General features: G+C 43.1%; 11 protein-coding genes. 4 read left to right on the top strand and 7 right to left on the bottom strand.

The annotated features are described in order from the left end of the window. Positions 1-101 precede the first annotated feature (101 nt). The 3 genes from DB520_RS03130 to DB520_RS03120 all read right to left on the bottom strand — a co-directional run bounded on the left by DB520_RS03130 (position 102) and on the right by DB520_RS03120 (position 3,504). The gene (locus tag DB520_RS03130; RefSeq protein WP_114748170.1) at positions 102-1,766 is read right to left on the bottom strand and encodes a DUF748 domain-containing protein; all 1,665 of its coding nucleotides are present in this window, start codon (positions 1,764-1,766) and stop codon (positions 102-104) included. Between the two features lie 73 nt (positions 1,767-1,839). Continuing rightward, positions 1,840-2,793: a lytic transglycosylase domain-containing protein gene (locus DB520_RS03125; RefSeq protein WP_232834814.1), complete on the bottom strand. Its 954-nt coding sequence runs from the start codon at positions 2,791-2,793 to the stop codon at positions 1,840-1,842. 3 nt (positions 2,794-2,796) lie between these two features. After that, complete coding sequence (locus tag DB520_RS03120; RefSeq protein ID WP_114748765.1) at positions 2,797-3,504, bottom strand: LOG family protein; 708 nt, start codon at positions 3,502-3,504, stop codon at positions 2,797-2,799. Between the two features lie 198 nt (positions 3,505-3,702). Between DB520_RS03120 and DB520_RS03115 the strand changes: the two genes are divergently transcribed. After that, complete coding sequence (locus DB520_RS03115) at positions 3,703-4,638, top strand: mechanosensitive ion channel family protein (protein WP_157971912.1); 936 nt, start codon at positions 3,703-3,705, stop codon at positions 4,636-4,638. Positions 4,639-4,665: 27 nt separating this feature from the next. Here DB520_RS03115 and DB520_RS03110 read toward each other — a convergent pair whose 3' ends face one another. The 4 genes from DB520_RS03110 to DB520_RS03095 all read right to left on the bottom strand — a co-directional run bounded on the left by DB520_RS03110 (position 4,666) and on the right by DB520_RS03095 (position 9,485). Beyond that, positions 4,666-5,238, bottom strand: coding sequence for a RidA family protein (locus DB520_RS03110; RefSeq protein WP_114748168.1), 573 nt, complete (start codon positions 5,236-5,238; stop codon positions 4,666-4,668). Between the two features lie 134 nt (positions 5,239-5,372). Beyond that, positions 5,373-6,980 (bottom strand): aminotransferase class V-fold PLP-dependent enzyme, encoded by a 1,608-nt coding sequence (locus DB520_RS03105; RefSeq protein ID WP_114748764.1) that lies wholly within the window; start codon positions 6,978-6,980, stop codon positions 5,373-5,375. A gap of 4 nt (positions 6,981-6,984) precedes the next feature. After that, the gene (locus DB520_RS03100) at positions 6,985-8,241 is read right to left on the bottom strand and encodes an amidohydrolase/deacetylase family metallohydrolase (protein ID WP_114748167.1); all 1,257 of its coding nucleotides are present in this window, start codon (positions 8,239-8,241) and stop codon (positions 6,985-6,987) included. Continuing rightward, positions 8,238-9,485 (bottom strand): amidohydrolase/deacetylase family metallohydrolase, encoded by a 1,248-nt coding sequence (locus DB520_RS03095; RefSeq protein WP_114748763.1) that lies wholly within the window; start codon positions 9,483-9,485, stop codon positions 8,238-8,240. The genes DB520_RS03100 and DB520_RS03095 overlap by 4 nt, the downstream gene beginning before the upstream one ends. Before the next feature lie 309 nt (positions 9,486-9,794). Here DB520_RS03095 and DB520_RS03090 point away from each other — a divergent pair, with 309 nt between their 5' ends. The 3 genes from DB520_RS03090 to DB520_RS03080 all read left to right on the top strand — a co-directional run bounded on the left by DB520_RS03090 (position 9,795) and on the right by DB520_RS03080 (position 16,372). Beyond that, positions 9,795-11,063, top strand: a complete 1,269-nt coding sequence (locus DB520_RS03090) for an Nramp family divalent metal transporter (protein WP_114748166.1) — start codon at positions 9,795-9,797, stop codon at positions 11,061-11,063. Between the two features lie 525 nt (positions 11,064-11,588). Beyond that, positions 11,589-14,654: a SusC/RagA family TonB-linked outer membrane protein gene (locus tag DB520_RS03085; RefSeq protein ID WP_114748165.1), complete on the top strand. Its 3,066-nt coding sequence runs from the start codon at positions 11,589-11,591 to the stop codon at positions 14,652-14,654. Positions 14,655-14,755: 101 nt separating this feature from the next. Further along, positions 14,756-16,372 carry a SusD/RagB family nutrient-binding outer membrane lipoprotein gene (locus tag DB520_RS03080; RefSeq protein WP_114748164.1) on the top strand — a complete coding sequence of 539 codons (1,617 nt, stop codon included), beginning with the start codon at positions 14,756-14,758 and terminating at the stop codon, positions 16,370-16,372. Positions 16,373-16,382: the final 10 nt, after the last annotated feature.

Below are 16,382 nucleotides of genomic sequence, written 5' to 3'. Positions count from 1 at the left end.
CGAATTTTTCAATTTGCAAAATTATGGAATTAAGGGCGTAAATGTTAACCGTATACCATTAAACTTGAAGGGAAAGAATTGGTTCAGCAAAAACAGGATAATCAGCTGCTTTCTCGAAGGTCCTCCTCACTCTCTCCGGTAATGGTGGTGCGTAGCCCACTAAGAACCAGGTCCCACCAATAGCTAAAAATAAATTTGTGTTGTTCCCTTTTGAAGTAAACTGTCCCCTCGCTAAGGGAGCCCCTAGGGTTTGGATTTTGGTTGCGAACCACGATTTTATTGGCCAAAAAGGAACCGATTCTTCGGAATAGACCTTGGTTTCTGCCAAAATCCTTATCCAAAATTTCTATCTCTAAGTCTGCATATTTTACTATCAGATCCCCTCTTCCCTCAATATCATTTGCTTCAATGTTAAAATCCACACTCAATAAATTTCCACTTTTTAAGGCGACTTGGGTAGCTGGTTCTATCATCTGGTTTAGGGGTGTAATATCCATACCACCTATATCACCCCGCATCAGAAACTTCCCTGATTCATCATTGATAAAGTAGGTGAGATGCAGGTTGATCAATCCCTTGCCTATCAATCTCCCTTTTGCCTTAACTTCCATTTTGTCATCTTCCTCCAAATCTTCCGAAAAATTGCTGAATGGGCCTATTGTGCCACTTACTTGGTCAAAGTAAATTCTACCGGCCTTTGGAGCATCGTTATCAGGCCGCTCCTCATATGCGATGTAGGCATCTTCTATTTGGATTTCCTTTATCCGAACCTTTTTTGACAACCCTTTAATAATTTCATGGATCATGTCCGGTCGCCTTTCGGTATCTTCTGGCTTCCTTTTATCCCTAAACACCTCTAATTCCAACCCGGATAAACTTAAGGTTTCCCCAATAAGGTTTCTTTCTCGAATATAGGCCTGAAAGTCCATGCCTTCAATTTCCACCTTCCCTTGATTTAACTCAATCCAGTCCGTCTCATAGTCAAATTGCCGGATGTATTCATATTTTTCCATTTTGTTGTCCAAGATGACCTTCTCAATGGATAACTTTTTGTCGTCCGTGTTGAAGGACATGTCTTTTGCCAGGATTGCGTTTCTGTATGTATTGAAATGCACAACAGCTTGATCCATATATCCCTCAATTTTTCTGATTTCAAAAACCGCATTGGGATCCGCCAGGTCCTCGTCCGTCAAAAGGAAATCATCCCCATAAACAAATAAATCTTGGATAAACAATCGGGTGGAATCATTGTAGGTGTCTCGGTTTTCAAAAGAAACCTTGTTTACGCGGATATGATTTACCCCTATACGGTTGTAGTTCTGCCCGTTTTCCTCCAAATCCCCATTGTCAAGATCCAGGGAATCCAAAGGAGGAGAATGGGTTTCCAGCACTGCATCTTCTAGATTGGCCGAATCCAATTTTATACTATTGAAAAAAAGGAAATCCACCCATTGAAAGCCGGTAAGGCTGGCACTTTTCATGTTTAGGTAAAACTTTATCTTGTCCCTATCCTCCAAGGCTTCCCCGGGTTGTATATCCACATCTTCCAGCCTTAAAAAGGTCCCCCTGAAATTGTAATCAAAACGAATATTTCCGAAATGAACCTCGTGCCCGGCCATATGATCGGTTCTGGTAATCATGTCCGAGACGATCTTTTCTGCATTTCGGTTTAGGTACCAGTTTACAAGGGTAGGGGTAAAAGTTAAAATCAACAAAAAGAAAAGGAAAATACTGCCTATAATAATGAGGGTCTTTTTATTTTTCATTGGGGGATGGCCATAGCTGTTCTTTAAATATAGCCATATTTTTTAGTACAATGGACTGATTTTAAGAAAATATTTAAACGGGAAGTTTAATGACATAGGTTTTTCCACTCCTTACTGTCAGTTTATCACTTCTAAGCCAGGGGTTGTAAATCTTAAGTTCCTTGTAATTACTACCCTGCTGAATGGCCCACTGTGCAAGGTTTGGGATGGAGCTGCCCACCTCAATTTCTTTGAGGGCAGGGATGGCATATAAGTCATCTTGTTGAAGTTCAAAACCATAGCTGGAAGGGTTTTCAAAAATCTCCTTAAGTGCTAAAATTCGGAAAACGTACCTGCTAGTTTCTTCCACTAAATGAAGATCATAGTAATTAGGAACCTGCTGCTCGTTTTTTCTTCGGGTAAGACCAGCTATACCCATGTTGTAACTTGCCGCTACACTGGTCCAATTTCCAAACCTACCAAATGCCGACCTGAGGTATTTACAGGCCGCAATAGTGGATTTTTCCCAATCGTACCTTTCGTCCACTTCACTACTTACTTCCAGCCCAAAATCCTTGGCAGTCCCTTCCATAAATTGCCAAAATCCCTTTGCCCCAGCGGGTGAAACCACATTCATCAAACCGGATTCTATCAACGCAACATATTTAAAATCCTCAGGGATACCGTTGTTTTTAAGGGTTTCCTCAATATAGGGAAAAAATTTTCCCGCCCTCTTCATCATCAAAAGTGTATTCGACTCCCAGTAGGCATTCACATAGACTTCCCTCTCAAACCTTTCCCAAACATCCGGGGTGTGAAGTGGAGCTACCTCCCCGGCAAAGCCCACCTGTTCAGGCTTGTCGAAAATCCTCACCCTTGCCGGAAAGCGCATTTCTAAGGGCGCCACGCTGCTGGGTTCTGGGGCATCGGTTTCAAAGTTATAATAGACAGGGCCATCCCCTTTGGGTGTTTGACCCCATAGGTAAAATAAGCCCAAAAACAAGATGCCGAGTAGGACATATATTGGTGTAAGTCGACGATTTTCCAAGGCTCAGAAATTGGGGGATAGTAAATATTTGCTGTAGAATTTATCAATGACGGCTACCGCATCAGTGGCGGTATCCACAACGGAAAAAAGATCCAGGTCTTCTTCGCAAATATTACCGTGTTCATGAAGCATCACCTCTTTTATCCAGTCAATCATACCCTGCCAATACTTGCTACCTACCATAACTATGGGGAAACGCCCGATTTTTTTTGTCTGAATTAGGGTAAGTGCCTCGAAAAATTCATCCAAAGTCCCAAATCCTCCAGGAAGGACAATGAAGCCTTGTGAATATTTCACAAACATTACCTTTCGGATAAAGAAATAATCAAAGTTGATGAGTTTGTCTCTATCTATATAAATATTGTCAAACTGCTCAAAGGGTAGTTTGATGTTCAACCCTACCGATTTGCCGTTCTCTGAATGTGCTCCTCTGTTGCCTGCTTCCATGATGCCAGGCCCTCCTCCGGTGATCACCCCGTAACCATGCCGCACTAACTTGGCCGCAATTTCTTCGGTCATTTTATAATACTCGTTGTCAGGTTGGGTACGGGCAGAACCAAAAATGGATACACACGGCCCTATTTTAGCCAATTTTTCAAAGCCTTCCACAAATTCCGAGATGACCTTAAATACCACCCATGAGTCGGCACTTTTTATTTCAGCCCAGTCCCTTTCTTTAAAAGCCTTCCTGATTTTCTCTTCTTCTCCCATATACCGGATAAAAATATTGCTTGTCAGGATAAAAGTAAAGGGATTAGCCACTAAAAACAAACCCTGGCTAACCAAAATCAACCTTTTGTAAAGGATAAGGCTATTTGGAGCATTATTTGTTCGCATATTTTAATGTCAGGCTATGAAGGTAATAGTCTAATGCCCCTAAAATTCTCTTCGCATACAAACCGAACCATTATGGAAGAAATAGAAACCACAGAACTACTCAATACCTTATTCGACGAACTGGAAAATTGGATGATTGCCCTTGTACGGCTTCTTCCCAACCTAATCATCTCCATATTGGTGCTGTTTATGTTCTTATTTGTGGCTAGGACCATAGAAAAATTTTCGAAGAAACAACTAAAAAGGATTAATCTGGACGAAACCATTAGTGGTTTTCTCAGCCGGTTGATTTTTTTGGTAGTCATCATATTGGGGTTTATGATGGCACTTTCTATTTTACAGTTGACCGGAACGGTCGCTTCTATCCTGGCCGGACTTGGGATTATAGGTTTGGCACTTGGTTTTGCTTTTCAAGAAACTGCAGCCAATTTCATCTCTGGGATATACATTACTTTTCAGCAGCCCTATGCCATTGGAGACGTTATAGAAACCACTAATGGGGTGATGGGAAATGTGGTGGATATAGATTTAAGGGTTACCAAGGTAAAAACTTTTGATGGACCTGTAGTGCACGTTCCCAACCGGTACCTTTTTCAAGAAGACTTTATCAATTTTACGGAAGATGGTCGCAGAAGACTAAGGGTGGATGTGGGGGTAAGCTATGGAGATGACTTGGAAAAAGTAGAAAACTTAGTAAAGGAAGCCGTGGGGCGAGTACCCGGAAGAATCGAAAATGAGGACATCACCGTATTTTGGAAAGGATTTGGAGATAGCTCGATCGATTTTTCCGTAAACGTTTGGCTTGAATATAGCAGGGAAAACAAAGCTTTTGTGTCCGCCAAAAATGCGGCAATCAAAAATATTAAAAGGGCTTTCGACGAGAATGATATCACTATACCTTTCCCAATCCGCACCATGGATTTTGGAATCAAAGGTGGTGTCAGGCTCCATGAAGAAGTAGCGGAGTCGGGATGGTCAAGAAAGGGGCAAAATGGTAAAGAGAAATGACTAAAGAGGGAATAGAAGGAGTAAAACCTACTCCTTCAGTTCCACGATCATGTCAATTTCCACTGCTATATTGTTTGGAAGGGAGCTCATTCCTATAGCCGCTCTGGCATGTTTGCCTTTCTCCCCAAATACCTCTACCATCAAGTCGGAATAGCCATTGATTACCTGGGAATGCTGTTTGAAGGAAGGATGGGCATTTACCATGCCCTGTGCACGGACGATGTTCTTCACTTTGTTGAGGTCCCCTATTTCAGCTTTTAGGGAGGATAGAAGGGAAATTCCTGTGAAGCGGGCGGCTTCATAGCCAGCCTCCAATTCCAAGTCTTCTCCAAGTCTCCCGATCACCTGAGTACCGTCTGGCCTATCTGGGCCATGGCCTGCTAAATAAACTACGTTTCCAACCCTTTTGGCTTTCAAGTAGTTTGCCGTGGGTGGGTTAGGCATGACCAGTTCTATTCCAAGTTCCTCGATTCGTTTTTCGGCATCGATATCGTCATTTTCTTGGGTTACATTCACTGGGTTTTGACCATCTTTTTTTTCTGCCGTGCAATTCATCATTAGAAAGAATGGCAAGACAGCTAGGTACAGAATATTTTTCATAGTTGTTTTAAATGAGGTGTTGATAAAACCGAGACAAAGATTCACAAATTTTTACAATGGTACCCAATATTCCCTTCCATTTTCACTGATAAGGCTTGGCAGATACCAAACTTTTCCTTTTCCTAGCTGCTGATTCAGGTAGCCAGAGGTGGTCCATCCGGAATCAATATGGGTTTCCGTTTGGGGGAGAAATCCAGGCGTTTTGCTGTGAAAACTGCTGTTTGATATTCTCCAAGATGGATGTTACCACTTATGGTGTCTCCTTCAAGACTCCCGTTAAACATATACTGCACTTGCTTGCCAGGTTCACGGTAAGTACTGTGCAATTTCACTTCCTTACCCTCTATGGTACCCAGGATGTCCTGAGAGGAAAAGTCACTTTCATGTCTACCCAAAAGCCAATTTTCATCCTGCTCTAAAAACCATTTATGGGTAGATGTACTGCTAAAGAACTCAATATCCACCTGCCACCGGCCAGCCAGTGTTCCGATTGGGGCTTTCATAGGATTTTTGGGACTTCTTTTCTTTTTTAATACCTCATGAAGTCTTTCAGCCACAATAGTAACTTCGGGAGCTATCATTTGGCTTGGATTAATGGTGATCATGGTCACTTCCTCCCCGTTGTCTCTTCCCCCTACTGCCAATCTTGGTTTGTTTCTGCCCAAGTATTCCGCCAGCTCAGGACCTGTAATCGACAATTGATTGGGGTCCCACATTATCTGAAGTACAGGAGCTCTGTTGTTGAGATCTGTAGGAAGTTGTATCTCAGTGCTTATCCCCTTAATTTTTCTTACTTGAGCCCCAATCTGATCCAGCCAGCTTTCCCATGTTTTCCATTCTTCATCATGATTTCGGGTAACCCAGGCTTCTACCGCAGCGAGCATTCCCATCATTTCCTCCTTTCCCACCTTATTGTCCCGTCCAGGTCCATGGTGCGGAGAAGAGGCCTGCCATGCCGAGAGCAAAATGTCTTTTTTACCTAATAGGATCCCAGCACATTGGGGGCCACAAATGGCCTTGCCACCAGAATAAGCCACCATAGTAGCTCCTTGTTGGAGGTGAATGTTAGGAATACTTAGGTTCTCGGCGGCAGCATCCACCAGAATGGGTATTTTTTTGGGGTTGGCGATAGATGCAATGACCTCCAAAGAAAAAGGCTGCCCAGGTAAAGAATGCCTGTTTGTCATAAGATAAATCATGGCAGTTTTTGGGTTGATTGCTGCTTCCAACTCTTCTGCCGTGCTTACCTCTACGATGGTGACCCCAATGTTTCGAATGGCGGCATCATATACATTTCTGGCATACCTGGGGATGATCACCTCTGTTTTTTGAAGACCACTAAGATCGGGTATGCGTAGGAGAATTTCGGGATTTCCACCACTTATGCATGCAGCAGTAGCATGCTTCATTGCCGCGGCACATCCCGCTGTCACTATCCCCCATTCTGCTTGGGTGATTTCAGCAAGCCGTCTGCCTATCCCATGAGCCATCTCATCGTATTGGATGAAATTGCCCGCGGCAGCTTTCATGGCATCCAATACTTCTGGCCTTTCCCTTGACCCTCCAATTATGGTAAAGGTTCCCCTACAGTTGATGATGGTTTCTACTCCTATGGATTCATATATATCCTTATCCAAGGAAATGGGGCCTATGGGTTCTTTACCCTCAGCTTTTGATAGGGATATAAAGCTCCCTCCCATAGGTAAGAGCGCCAAATTTTTAATAACTTTTCTTCTATCCATTTTATTAATCCGTTTTAAAGGGACGGGCTGAAAGCCCATTTAAATCATATACAATTCTCCCCTCCCTAATGGTCATTTCTGCTTCCAACATATTTTTTCCGGTGATTTTTTCACCTCCAGCGTCCACAAAGCCAAATTCTCCTTCCCGCAACCTAAATAAGGCAATATCAGCTACTGCCCCTTCGCTAAGGTGCCCCAGATCTTCCCGGCCTATTGCCAATGCCGTTCCCCAAGAAGCCTTGGAAATTACTTCTTCCAAGCTCATGTTCATGGCCATAAACTTAGATAAAACATTTGAAAAATTTTTCATTCCAGCATTCATGCTGAATCGGTGCAGATCAGTTCCAAAAGTATCCGGCTTCAGCCCCTGTTTCATGGCGGGGATGGCCTGATTAAACCAAAACCCTGCACCTCCATGGCTCACATCAAACAGAATTCCTTTTTCCCTTGCTTGGATGACTTCCGGAAGAAGCTTTCCTTCTGTATCTATGATGGGTTCACGATCTTTTACATTCTCAAAGGTATGACTTAGAATATCTCCTGGACGCATTCTTTCCAATTGGTCAGCCAAGGAATAGTTGGGAAGGTGGCATTCTACCAACAGGGGGAGCGTTGCTAGCTCCGCAGCCTCAATTGCCCGTTCAAAGGGCGTCCAATCCTCCCCCTCATAATGCCCTATTTTTACCCCTACGATATATTCAGAGTAATTTTTTATCATTTTTGAAGTAGCCATTGGGTCCATATCTTCTAGGTCTTCTTGAGAAGGGTTCCCTTGCATGCCTCCACCGGAAATATTGAGGAAAGCAAGTACTCTTGTCTGCGAGAGGTCAATCACTTTGGCCTTGAAGTCTTCAAAATTCCTCCAGCCGGAGGTGCCTGCGTCCACCACAGTGGTAACACCTGAACGAAAAGTAAAGCTATCTGGGTAAACGCTGGAACTTCCAGCAGCGAAAACCCGGGGATTTTCTCCTACATAAACATGGGTGTGAGGGTCAATGAGTCCGGGGGTAATAAACAAACCCTTTGCATCCACCACCACCTTTGATTTGGATGAGGATATGCTTTCGGACACCAATGCAACCTTCCCCTGACGGATACCAATATCCATGCTCTTGTTAATGTTGTTTTTTGCATCTAAAAGGTGACCATTTTTGATCAATAGGTCAAAAGTCTGGCATACGCAAGGGGAAGAAAGCAGAATGCCTGCAAAAAAGAGGGATAGAAATATATTCAGGTTCAATTTGCTCCTTGGTTCCTTCATTGTCCCTCCAGTTCTGTTTTCCAAGGTACAGCAGACAAACCATTTAAATCCCATACTACCCTACCTGCCCGAAGAGTAAGTTCGGCTTCCAGCTTGTGCGTGCCATCGATCTTTGTTTTCCGGATATCCTGAAACCCAAATGTCCCTTCCCTTAGCCGAAATACTGCAACGTCCGCTTCTGCCCCTTCACTAAGGTGGCCAAGATCAGGGCGTGAGATTACCTGTGAAGGACGCCAGGTGGACCTCTCCACCACGTCATAGAGGGACATCCCCATAGTTAAGAACTTGGACAGTAAATTCGCCATATCCTTAAAGGCCCCGTTCATACTGTCCTTGTGTAGGTCAGAACTGATGACATCTGGCAGGAACCCCTGTTCCAATGCAGGAATGGCCTGCCTAAACGAAAATGCCCCTCCCCCGTGGCCCACGTCAAAAATTATTCCCCGTTTTTGAGCCTCAAAAACAAAGGGCTTTACCTGTAATGCTTCATCCACTACAGTTTCCCTATTTGCAGGGCCATAGGAATAGGTATGGGTGAATATATCGCCGGGACGTAAATGTTTCATAAACAGGTCTTCTATGGAATTAGGGGGTTGATGTTCCCCAAAATCTACCATCACCGGTACTTCGGCAAGTTTGCCGGCCTCTACTGCAAGGTCCACTTGGGTAAAATCCCCCCAGTAATGGGCGGATTTAATGCCTACCAATAGCTCGGGAAAAAGCCTGTTGATCATGTGTGCGGTCATGGTGGGGTTCATATCCGAGACATCCTGCTCCTCAAACCTACCAAACATGCCGGTACCAACAATATTTAGAAAAGCCAAAACCCGAGTCTGGGACCGGTCTATGGTTTGTTGTTTAAATAAGCGGAAATTTCTCCATCCGGCTGACCCTGCATCCACCACAGTGGTGACCCCTGCCCTAAAGGTGAACCCATCCGGGGGAAGGCTGGTAGCTCCATCGGCGATATAGGACAATGGCTCTGTACCGTGAAAAACATGCACATGCATATCCACAAGCCCCGGCGTGACATAGAGGCCTGAGATGTCAATCACCTGCTTTGCCTCCGATTCTGGAATGTTTTTGCCTACCTTATATATTGCTCTATTGGCAATTGCCACGTCCATCACTTCATCAATCTTGTTTTTGGGGTCGATAAGATGTCCCCCCTTCAATAATAAATCGATATCCTGCGCTATTGAGGTAAAAGGGATGCTTGCCAAAAGGAGAAAACAGGCCACCATTGCATGCTGAAATGCCCTGGATGAAGACCGCTTTATTTTCGATTTTTCCAAAGGGGAAATAGGGATTGCCATTTTCATGTGTTTTTGGGTTCGAGGTATAATTCGATGAACCGGAGAAGAAAGTGTTAAGGGGTCAACCATCCTCCTTAAAGAAAGAAATTGGTTTTTCTAAATATTACATTAAAATTTGTTTTGGCAAAGTATTATTTTATAAGTTTATGATTTAACAGTACAAGGAAGGATTTTTCTTATTCAGGAAGGATAAAATTAATCTTACTTTCAGTCATCACCCAAAATAACACTAAACAAATGAGTGAACAGAAGGACTCGTTTTTTCAAAAGATTTGGCTGTGGATGCTCAGCATTGGTCCCGGGATTTTTTGTATCGGGTACACAGTAGGAACGGGCAGTGTCACGGCTATGGCCAAAGCCGGTAGTCAATTTGGAATGCAGTTATTGTGGGTGTTGGTCTTGAGCTGTACTTTTTCCTGGATCATGATGGAGGCATATGGAAGATATGCCATTATATCAGGCAACACGTCCATCTACAGTTTTAAAACTAAAATAAAAAGGGGTAAAACAATCGCTATTTTAGTCGTGGCAGGAATTATCATTGCACAATGGAACTCGCTTTCTGGTATTCTTGGGCTTAGTGCGAATGCTATCTACGAGGTAGTCCTTCTTTTCTTTCCGGGTTTACCAGCAGAGAGTTACTGGGCGGTACTGGGACTGGCCATTACCCTTATTTGTATCATGTATAGCCTGCTTTGGGTAGGGCAGTATTCTTTTTTTGAGCAGGTATTGGTGATTTTTGTAACCATTATGGGCATTTCCTTCATTGTGTCCATGTTTGTGGTGTTGCCACAACCAGTTCAAATTGCCTCGGGCCTGATACCCTCCGTTCCAGAGGTTGATGGGGGGAAACTACTCGTCGCGGCATTTGTGGGCACCACAATGGCCGCCCCTACTTTTGTGGTAAGGCCATTGTTGATGAAGGGAAAGGGCTGGAACCAAAACCATACCAAGGAACAGTCCAAGGATGCTTTGTTATCCGCATCTTTGATGCTCATTATTAATATAGCAATCATGGCAGCCGCTACTGGGGCTTTGTATGCGGAGGGCAAAACCATTGAGAAGGTCATGGATATGGTGTACACCTTAGAGCCTGTGGCAGGAAAATTTGCAGTGGCTCTATTTATGACAGGAGCCCTAAGTGCAGGTCTTTCCTCTATCTTTCCTATATTAATGGTGGCTCCCTTGTTGATTGCCGATTATCAGGCTGGAGAATTGGATACCTCCTCCAGAAGGTTTAAGATACTTACCGGGGTCGCCAGTTTGGTAGGGCTCACGGTACCTGTGTTGGGTGCCAACCCCATATTTGCCCAGATCCTTACCCAAGTGGCGGCTGTATTTGTGCTTCCCCTCGTAATAGGATGTATTTTATATCTTATAAATCGAAAAGACCTGATGGGGACTTACCGTGCTGGTTGGAAGATGAACTTGGGCTTGTCAGCCGCTTTCGGCTTTTCCATAGTAATTTCGTATACGGCAGCAGTAGCATTGATAGAGTTACTTTGACACTAAAATTAAAAAGCACGTTGTTTGACTAATCAAATAGTTATTTCTACCAATTTTTCTTTGTCCAATAGAAAATCGGGGGAAATAAATATTCAAATAGCTAGAGGATATAATGTTTTTCTCAGACCCTATTTATAAAAAGGTATTACTTAAGTTTGGCCTTTAAAGATCATAAATTTTTTATTTAGGTAATTTTAAAGAAAATTTTAATTATAACTTCTTAGTTTTAATTAAAAAATTTAAATAAGTAATACCGTAATTGTTTCAAAATAAAATTATTTGTAATATTAGGCGAAAATAACATCACCACAACTAACAATGTGTGAGGAGGAATGGTTAGCTAAGTGGTCAAATGACTCGTTTAGTGGTTATTCCAACCGATTAGAATGAAAAATGGTCTAAAATTAAGAGTGCTTCCCACATTTATGATTCATTTTCAGGGTACTGTTTGACACGCAGTTTTTACATGCAATTCCGTATCTATAGGGTGCGGTACTTTAACACTACAAAATAAATCTAAAAATTATGAAAAAATCTTTACTGGGTTTTATGCTGCTTTTATTTTCCTTTGCGGGATTTGCGCAGGATAGAACGATTACCGGGACGGTTACAGATGCAGATGCAGATTCACCACTCCCAGGTGTAAGTGTTTTGGTCAAAGGGACCAACACCGGAACCGTCACGGATATCGATGGTAATTACAGCATAAGTATTCCCACAACTGGCAATACCTTAGTGTTTTCTTATTTGGGATATGGCCGACAGGAAATACCCATTGGCAATAGTAACACGATAAACGTTGCCCTAGACGCTGAACAATCTGCCCTTAGTGAGGTGGTAGTAACGGCGTTTGGATTGGAAAGGGATAAAAAAGCGCTTACCTATACCGTACAGGACGTAAGTACAAGGGAACTAACCGAAGCAAGAGAGCTCAATGTGATGAACTCCTTATCCGGAAAAGTTGCTGGTTTGTCCATTAACAGGGCAGGAAGTGGAGTAGGAGCTCCTACACGTGTAATCCTTAGAGGTAACCGATCCATTTCTGGTGATAGCCAACCTCTATACATCGTAGATGGGGTACCTGCAAGGGGCATTGAGAACTTAAACCCGGATGATATCGAAAGTATCAACGTGCTTAAGGGACCAAATGCCGCCGCACTTTATGGAAGCCGTGCAAATAATGGTGCGATAGTGGTCAATACCAAAAGGGGTAAGGAAGGGTTTCAGGTTAACTTGAACACCAGTTTTATGATGGATGATCCCATTTTGCTGACCAATTACCAAAATATTTACGGTCAAGGAAGTGGTGGATCCTATTCACCTGCTTCTGAGTTTGCTTGGGGTCCTAGGATGGATGGGCAATCAGTAGACCATTGGTCTCCAGATCCTAATTGGCCTGTAGAATCTTACGCATTTTCTCCTCAGCCAAACAATGTGAGAGACTTCTTCAATAGGGGTCATAATTTGGCCACTACTCTTTCCATTGCTGGTGGAACGGAGAAAAGCCAAACTTACTTCTCATACACCTTTTCTGATGCGGCAGGTGTAGTGCCTGGCAATGAGCTTTCCAGGCACAGCTTAAATTTGAGGTTAACGAATCAATTATCGGATAAGTTGACTTTGGATTCTAAAGTAAATTATATCAGGCAAGACATTGACAATCAGTTGGCCCAAGGTGAAAACTTTTCCAATCCAATTAGACATGCATACAGATTGCCAAGAAATATTGCCACGGCGGATATTTCTCAATTTGAATACGTAAACCAAAATGGGTTGCTCCGCCAGAACTATTTTAATCCTGGTTCTAATGGAGGCGCGAATCCTTATTGGGCAGTAAACAGAAATCTTCGGCAAAACACTTTGGATAGGATTATCGCTTTTTCTTCCTTAAACTATGAGGTTGCAGAAGGCTTGACCGTGTTAGCAAGAGCTGCATTAGATAGGTCTTTCACTACAAATTCGGAAACCCTCTATGCTGATTCTTACATTATTGCCCAAAACGGAAGGTATACCGAGGGTTTTGGCGAAGCCATGGAAATTAACACTGATTTCTTGATCAGTTATGAGAAGCAAATAAGTGAAGACTGGTATTTCAATATCAACGCAGGAGGGAATGCCCGGATGGATAGAAACACTGGTTTGAGTTCAAATACAGGCCCTGCCTTGACTGTTCCAAACTTCTTTGCCATGCAAAATACCCAACAGGTATTATCCACTTACAATGTAGGTGCCCCTAGGAATGTAAACTCCTTATATTCCTTTGCAGAGATTGCTTGGAAAAACGCCATATTCTTGGACATTACGGCTAGGAATGACTGGAGTTCCACCTTGCCAAGACAAAACTGGTCTTTCTTTTATCCCTCAGTAGGTTTGAATGCTGTGATATCAGATCTGGTTGAGTTTCCAACTTGGTTTACCTTTGCCAAGGTACGGGGTTCTTTTGCTGAAGTGGGTAATGACACCAGCCCCTTCCAGTTGCAAAGACAAGCAAGTTTTGGAGCCGGTGGTTTAGGTGGCTATGTTTCCTTAAATCCTACGCTCCCCAATGAGAACCTGTTGCCTGAAACCACTCAATCCATAGAGTTAGGTGCGGACATGAGGTTTCTTGACAATAGAATAGGGGTTGACTTTACTTATTACAAAACCAACTCCTTTAATCAGCTCTTTACAGTAGGTCTACCAGTTGGCTCAGGTGCCTCGCAGTTTTTCACCAATGGAGGAGATGTGGAGAATGAGGGGATAGAGACAATAATTACATTTACTCCTATTAGGAGATCTGATTTTAACTGGAATATTACTGCAAACTTTGCCAGAAATATTTCCACGGTAAATGAAATCAACGATGAGCGTCCTAGCATAGTGGTAGGATCTGATTTCTTAAGACAATACAGAGTGGAAGAAGGAGCCATGTTTGGGGAGGTCTATTCAAGAGGATTTCTCCGTAATGATGAAGGAAGCGTAATCGTAAATGAGAATGGTATACCAAGAACCACTCCTGGGTTTACTGTAAATGTGGCCAATTACAACCCAATTTGGTTGGGAGGTATTCAGAACTCCTTCACCTATAAAAACTTTAGGGCAAATTTCACCATTGATTTCCGTCAAGGGGGTAGTATTGCTTCCTTAACTAACGCCATTATTTATGCGGATGGTTTGACAGAGGAGACTTTACAAGGTAGAGATGGAAGCCTAGTTTTTGGGGAGAATTTCTTTCAGCATGAAACAGCTGTTGTTGAGACTGGAGAAGGAACCTATGCTCCTAATGATATAGCCATGAACGCAGAGACCTTTTGGGTACAGATGGGAGGAAGAAACGCTCCTATTGGGGAAGTATTTTCCGTTTCGGCTACCAATGTTAGAATGAGAGAAGCAGTAATAGGCTATAATATCCCTTCCACTAAGTTAGAGGGAATTCCATTCAGTAGTGTAAATATTTCCTTCGTTGCTAGGAACCTGTTTTTCTTGTTGAACAGGGCAGGAAATATTGATCCAGATGTTACCGTTGGTACTGGTACTTCGGCTGCGGGATTTGATTCATTTGCACCTCCTACTGCTCGGTCATTTGGTCTAAACCTAAATCTAGGATTTTAAAGTAATCTCCGTTATGAAATCGAGCATGAAGTAATCATTGTATTTAGAAATGATTAGGATTGGGAGATTCCATCAGACCGCTGAAATAAAATTAAAAACAGATGAAAAAGATAAATAAAATTCTTGCATTTTCAGTTGCAGTACTTGTATTAGTAGGCTGTACGGAAAGCTTTGAAGAAATAAACACAAAACCCGATGTTCTTCTTGCAGACAATTTGGACATTGGATTATTGGGACAGGCTTTTGCCAACGGGCAAATGAGAGCCATGACTGGTGCCCCAGGAGGTGGGGCAGGAAACTTCCAATTGGCACAAAGTCTTTTTTCGGATATTTATTCGCAATACTTTGCCAATACCGCAACAAATTTCGATTCCGACAGGCACATTCAGGTAGGAGGATGGTCCAATGGACTTTGGAATTATTTCTATGCTCAAGCTGCACCTATTATCAAGTTTGTAGAGGATTTTACCGAAGTAAACGAAATGCCCGTTGAGAATGCCTTTGCTAAGATTCTGAAAGTTCAGGCTTACCATAGGTATACGGATTATTTTGGACCAATTATCTATACGGAATTTGGTAATGCCCAAACTACGGTTCAGTATGATACACAAGAATTTATCTATAGGGATTTCTTCAGGGTGTTGGATGAGGCAGTTGATGTATTGAAACAACATTCTGGAGGCCAGGCTTTCACTGCGCATGACCAGGTTTTTGGAGGGAGTGCAGACAGGTGGCTTACCTTCGCAAATTCCCTTCGCCTCAGACTCGCCATGAGAGTAAAATATGTTGATCCTCAACTATCCAGAACTGAGGCTGAGAAGGCTGTTGCTGATGGAGTGATGATGAATAATGATGATAATGCTGCAATCACTACCACAATAAATAGCCGTCACCCCTATTGGACCATTACGGACTGGGGTGAATTCAGGATGAGTGCGCTTATGGAAAATATCTTGGTAGGATTTGAAGATCCTAGACTTTCTATTTATTTCAGGCAAACGGATGATTATATGGATGATGATGAAGGACAACCCTACAGAGGTTTGAGAAATGGTTTGCCTCGTGGAGATTTGGACCAAGGTGCCCTCAATCGTGCTTTTTCTGATTTGGGAGTAAGATGGCTAAACCAAGGCAGAGGTGGAAGTGCTGCTGGCCCTCCATTCAGGATGATGTGTTCCGCAGAGGTGTTTTTCCTCAGGGCAGAAGGCGCATTAGAAGGATGGAACATGGGAGGTACAGCCCAGGAATTATACGAAAGGGGAGTGGAGCTTTCTATGACAGAAAGCAGGATTGGTGCAGATGGCGATGCGGTACAGGCTTACTTATCCAGTACCAATTCTCCTGCTGGGGTAACCTATCCCGAAGACTCAAGTTGGGATTTAGGTCCCTCTTCCAATATACCCATTGAATTTCAAAGTGGGGCCGATCTTGAAACTCAGTTGGAGCAGATCATCACCCAGAAATGGCTTGCTTTGTTCCCTGATGGATGGGAAGCTTGGGCTGAACTTCGAAGGACAAAATATCCAAGGCCTTATCCTAGGGTTGCCTCTGACAACGTGGATGTACCTAGGGATCAGGTGATGTCCAGGCTTATTTTCGTAGAAGGTGAATATGACAACAATAGAGCGGCTGTTGAAGCAGCTCAGGAACTACCTGAATTAACGAGCCGCGGTGGGGATAGGAACTCCACTAGATTATGGTGGGATGCTAAACCCTAAGCCAAATTGG

It is taken from the genome of Pleomorphovibrio marinus, from assembly GCF_003347495.1.
In the GTDB taxonomy this organism is placed as follows: domain Bacteria; phylum Bacteroidota; class Bacteroidia; order Cytophagales; family Cyclobacteriaceae; genus Pleomorphovibrio; species Pleomorphovibrio marinus.
Note: the sequence above shows the minus strand (reverse complement) of the source record. Positions and strands in the feature narration are given on the sequence as shown.